Annotated in this window: 3 protein-coding genes; 2 read left to right on the top strand and 1 reads right to left on the bottom strand. The window is 66.7% G+C overall.

Translation table 11 applies throughout. The annotated features are described in order from the left end of the window. The first annotated feature begins 857 nt into the window (after positions 1-857). Both ACWCP8_RS41010 and ACWCP8_RS41005 read left to right on the top strand, forming a co-directional pair. Positions 858-1,418 (top strand): hypothetical protein, encoded by a 561-nt coding sequence (locus ACWCP8_RS41010; protein WP_451121644.1) that lies wholly within the window; start codon positions 858-860, stop codon positions 1,416-1,418. Positions 1,419-1,454: 36 nt separating this feature from the next. Further along, positions 1,455-4,016 carry a Helicase associated domain protein gene (locus tag ACWCP8_RS41005; protein WP_451121642.1) on the top strand — a complete coding sequence of 854 codons (2,562 nt, stop codon included), beginning with the start codon at positions 1,455-1,457 and terminating at the stop codon, positions 4,014-4,016. 418 nt (positions 4,017-4,434) lie between these two features. Here the strand turns inward: ACWCP8_RS41005 and ACWCP8_RS41000 are convergent, their stop codons facing one another. Continuing rightward, positions 4,435-4,764: a hypothetical protein gene (locus tag ACWCP8_RS41000; RefSeq protein WP_451121640.1), complete on the bottom strand. Its 330-nt coding sequence runs from the start codon at positions 4,762-4,764 to the stop codon at positions 4,435-4,437. Positions 4,765-5,226: the final 462 nt, after the last annotated feature.

The raw sequence follows: 5,226 nt of genomic DNA, 5'->3' as shown, positions 1-5,226 counted from the left end.
GACCCCCCGCGCTTCGCGGGGGGGTGGCCCGCCCCCCGCTCCGCCGGGCCCGGACTCTGGTGCTTCGCACCAGAGTTGACTCCGTTTCACGGAGTCTGTGGTTCGCTTCGCTCACCCCGGCCCGGTTTTAGCCGGGCGTGCCCCTCCGCTGCGCTCCAGGGCAGGGGGCCGGCCCGCGATGCGGGCCAGTGGGGTCGGGCGGACAGGTTGTCAGTTACCGGTTAATGGGGCTGATATGACGAAGTGTGGAGGATCCCCTCGCGCGCTCCCCCTGAGGGTGTGTCCGCTGCGCTCCCCCACCCTGAGTCCTTCCGGCTTCGCCTTCAGGACCTAGACCCGCTGCGCGGGCCTGGCTGGCTAGGAGGCCCGGTGGCCTCTGCGGTGGATACGCCAGAACAGCACAGCTCCCGCTGTGCTGAGCAAGATTACGAAGCTGGTCACCACAACCTTGAAGCTGTGGTCGTCCTGTACTGCCCACACGAGTTTCACCAGACTGGCAAGTGTCAGAACTGTCAGGTAGACCGCCACCCGCAACGGGGTGCCAAAGAGTGTCCGCTCTATCCAAGGACGCCGTTGTTCTGTCTGCCTACTCACGCATCCCCCTGTGATGAACCGCCAGGCGTCATGAGAAACCCTGGTCTGGCAGCACCCTAAGGGGTGACCCACACCAAACGGGACCGGGGCCCTCCACTTCGCCCCAGACCCCCGTGCCCTTCCAAACCCAGGAAAGGACGCCGAGTGTTCGGGTTGTTGAGTTGTCGGTGTATTCGTGAGCAGCGCCTGTGTGGATGCTTCAAAATAACTTGCTGATAGAGTCTGGAATTATAGGGGGCCACTGATGGAGAGCTGTGAGAGACGTGAGCAGTTTCATGGATCTGCGTGACTGGGGCATGGAAATGGCTCGTCTTGCTGAAGAGTTCACGGCCGGCTTCGAAGCGGTCCATGGGTATCCGTCCGGGGCGCACACGGTGTGCACCGTCCCGGCCGCAGGAGGCGTGGTGTCTGCCGCGGCCTTGGCCCGCCAGGGCGTGGCCGGCCCGCTCCTGGAGTACTACTCCCACCTCGGCTCCGTGGAGCTGCCTGACCTCGGCACCGGAATCTGGATCGATGACGCCTCATCTCTCACTGCCCAGATCGAGGCGGGCAACTACCCCAACCGGCTTACCGGCGCCGTTGATGACACAGTGTCGGTGTTCGCCACAGACGGCGGAGGAGGCCTGTACGCCCTCAGCCACACCACCGGATACGTCTACCACCTGACCGCCGGCGCCCTCACCGGCAACTGCTACGACCTCGACGAGACCGGCTACAGCACCGCTGCAGAAGACCTCTGGAGCTTCCTTGACCAACTGCACGCCCATCTCGCCGCAGCCGTCGAAGCGCGGCGAGCCGCGCTGAGGGAAGAGCACGGGCGGTAGAGACGGACAGCGAGATTCCGGAGAAGGGATGCCTCGATGGAAAAGAAAACACTTCGGCCGCATCAAAGAGAGGCCGTCGACGCGGTTATCCGTGATCTCGAATTTCCTGCAAGATCACTTGTGCCCGAGCGAGGGCTCCGGACCCAGGTAATCATGGCGACCGGATCCGGGAAAACTCTCGTGGCGGTGCGCAGCGCGCAGGAGCTCCGCGCGGGTCGTGTGCTGGTGCTCGTGCCCTCGCTGGACCTGCTGGCGCAGACCGAGGCCGCGTGGCGTGAAGGCGGTCGTAGCGGCCCCATGATCGGGGTGTCATCTCTGCGGGGTGAGGAGGTGGCCTTCCCTAACACCACGGACGTGGACGAGCTGGTGGAGTGGACCCGGCCCTTCGACAAGGTCACCGTGTTCGCCACGTACGCCTCCCTGGGCCTGGGCACGCTGGAGCGCGCACACGCCGCCGGCCTCCCCGGCTGGGACCTCATCGTCGTCGACGAGGCGCACCGCACCTCCGGGCGAATCGGGAAGCCGTGGGCGGTCGTCCACGACAACCAGAAAATCCCGGCCCTGCGCCGGCTGTACATGACGGCCACGCCTCGGCTGTGGCAGCTCGGGGACGAGGACCAGGAACAAGGCGCGCCAGGTGAGCTGGTGGCCTCGATGGACGACGATCCAAACGGCCCGTTCGGCAGCCGCTGCTACACGCTGACACTCTCGGCAGCGATCGACCGGGGCATCTGTTCCCCCTACCAGGTCGTATGCGTGGACGTCACCGACACACAGCTCCAGGCCGCACAGCTGCTCGGTGCCGAGGCCCGGTCCGAGGCCGTGCGCGGAGCCCGGCTCGCCGCCCTGCAGACCGCCCTGGTCAAGGCGTCGGCCGAGGAGAACTTCCGCAGGACGCTGGTGTTCCACCACATGGTGAAAGAAGCCGAGGCTTTCGCGGCCGGCCTGCCGGACGTCGCCGCGCAGTTGCACGTGGCGGATCCGGAGCTGTACCCGCAGACGGTGTGGGCCAACTGGCTGTGCGGGGAGCACAAGCCGCTCCACCGACGGCGGGTCCTCGATGAATTCACCGCCGGGATCGCGGGTGACGGCACCCTGGTGGAGAAGGGCTACCTGGGGTCCGTGAAAGTCCTCGGTGAAGGCGTCGACACAGCCCGATGCGATTCCGTGTACTTCGCAGACGTACGCGGCTCCATGCCCGACCTCGTCCAAGCCGTCGGCCGGGCACTGCGGCTACAGCCTGGCCAGGGCAAGACGGCGTCCCTCGTGGTGCCCGTACTGCTGGGGCCTGGAGAGACGGCGGACAACATGCTCACGTCCCGGGCGTACGGCGGACTGGCCAAGCTGCTGGAAGCACTCCGCGCACACGACACCCGGATCGTGGAGGCCCTCGCGGAACAGCAGACCCCCAGCCGTGCTCCCAAAGGCCGCGAGCTGGGCGGTGAAGCCGAAGGCCAGCAGCAGGGAGCAGCGTGGGAGGGCGTCAGCGGTCCGGCCAAGGCCCTGCTGAGGTTTTCCACGCCGCGCGACCCCGCAGCGCTGGCCGCGTTCATCAACCTCCGCGTCCTCAACCCCGAACACCAACACTGGCGCCGCGGAATCGAAGCCGCCACCATCTACCACCGGCTCCACAGCGACCTGCGCGTGCCATTCACCTACCGCGTCCCCACCAAAAGCAAAGCAGACGCTGAGAACGAAGCTCCAGGCGGCGCGGCAGGGGAAGGGGAGCTCGTGTGGCCGGCCTCCCTCGCCGACTTCCCGCTCGGGCAATGGACCGCCGACGCACGCCGCTTCCACGCCCGAGGCGACATGGACCAAGACCGCGCCGCGCAGCTCGAGAAACTCGGCATGATCTGGTCGCACTACGACGTCGCCTGGGAAGAAGGCCTCACCGCCGCCCGCGCATGGGCCGCCGAAAACGGCCACCTCCTGGCCCCACTCGACGCCACCCACCAAGGCGCGAAGGTCGGCATCTGGCTGAAGAACCAGCGGGCCGCCGCCCGGCGGGGCGCCGAGATCGAGCAGCGGCGTGCCGAGGGTCTGCCGGTGAAGTCGACGGCCGGGGCGCTGTCGTCGGATCGGCGCGAGCAGCTGGAGGACATCGACGCGTCCTGGTGCCCGGCATGGCCAGTGGCATGGCAACGCGCCTTCCACCTCACCCGGCTGCACCTCGACGCAGGCGGCACCTTGCCCACCGTGGCGGGCGACGTCGTACACCAAGGCGAAGACCTCGGACACTGGGTGACGGCGCAGCGCCTCCAGTGGGACAAGCTAAGTGGCGTGCAGCAATGGATGCTGGAACACATCCTCGGAATCACACCCGCCAGCAAGGACGAAAAACCCAAACCACGCACCAGCCAAGCCGACAAGTGGGCACTCCACCTCACCGCCGCCACCCAGTACTACCAACGCGAAGGACACCTCCACGTCCCCCGCAAACACACCGAAACCATCACCGTCGACCGACACAACGGCGAAGGCCAGGAACAGCGCGACATCAGGCTCGGAGCGTGGATCAGCAACCAACGTTCCCGAGCCTCGACACTCACCCCGGAGCGGGCGGAGCAGCTCTCCACCATCGGCATGCGTTGGGCGTGAGGGGCGTCGTCATCGCGGCCGTCGCGCTCGCGGTCGGCTATCTGCTCGGGCGTCTGCATCCCTGGCAGCATCTGGGCAACTGGACTGCCGGTCGGGTCCGCTTCGGCGGGTCGTGGCCCGAGGTGGTACCGGCCGCTGGATGGGGAGCCTGCCGCATCTCGGAACTGCGGCCTTCATAAAGCCGATCTGTGCACTGCGCAAGACAAGTGCGGGCCCTGGAAAACTCAGAAGCGCGTGCCCGACGTGCCGGTCAGGGCCGTGTCGGCACGTCGGGATCGGCGGCGGGTTCTTCGTGGCGACCGAGTGACCCGGAGAGCGCATGAAGGACGCCGTTCAAAGCTGTCGCCGCATGCCATGTCGGGACACCGCGGCGCCCCCGTGCGTAACTCGCACGGGGGCACCGTGAAGAGGGCCGGAATCAATGCGACCTGTGCGCGTGCCCCTTCACCACGAAGAACTTGACGGGCAGTCGGTGACCCTTCAGGTGGATCGTGTGGTGTTGCCGGCCGCCGTGGCGGATCTTGGTGGACTTCCCGTGCTGGTTGAACTTCCCGTGCTGGTTGAACTTCCCGTGCTGGTTGAACTTCCCGTGCTGGTTGAACTTCCCGTGCTGGTTGAACTTCTCGTGCTTGCAGTGATGCTTCGGGCCGCCGTGCGGGGAGGCGGCGCTCGCGACGGTCGCCGATCCCGCGAGCACCGAGATCGCGGCGACCGCGGTGACGACAGCGCGTTTGATGGTGCGATTCATTGTTCGTTCGTCCCTTCCGTGCCGGGCGTTCCGGCGCGGAATCACGATGTCCCGGGACCTCGTTCAGAGCGGGCTTGCCAGGAACAGCGGCGCGCCGCCCCGTCGGTACTGCATCTGGGCGCCCAGCATGAGGATCCTCTGAGAAGAGTTTGTCCGAAGGGGACCACAAGTCGGCATAGCGGGTGAATTTCTCTCATCTCCCCTTCATCCAAGGGGTTCTGGCGTACTCGAGAGTGCCGGTCAACTTCACTCCGACGGGTCAATCGCGGCCGGTCCTGGAGACACGCGCGGCGTCCACGATTTGCTCGTCCAGGCCCGGCTCGCGGCGGCGGCCTCGCAGGACGAGGGCAAGGCTGCACGACCCTGCGGGTGCCGATTAATCATCCGACCTGCTCAGGCGGCATGTTGGTACTCATGCAGGGTTCCGCCGAGCCGGTCTCGTCGGTGGACCTCCAGATGCAC

It is taken from the genome of Streptomyces sp. NPDC002206 (assembly GCF_053593595.1).
The sequence above is the reverse complement of the archived record's forward strand: the minus strand, read 5'-3'. Positions and strand labels throughout refer to the sequence as shown.

Coding starts and splice junctions, on each gene's coding strand:
- ACWCP8_RS41000 (WP_451121640.1), bottom strand. CDS start 4,764: ATGAATCGCACCATCAAACGCGCTGTCGTCACCGCGGTCGCCGCGATC.
- ACWCP8_RS41005 (WP_451121642.1), top strand. CDS start 1,455: ATGGAAAAGAAAACACTTCGGCCGCATCAAAGAGAGGCCGTCGACGCG.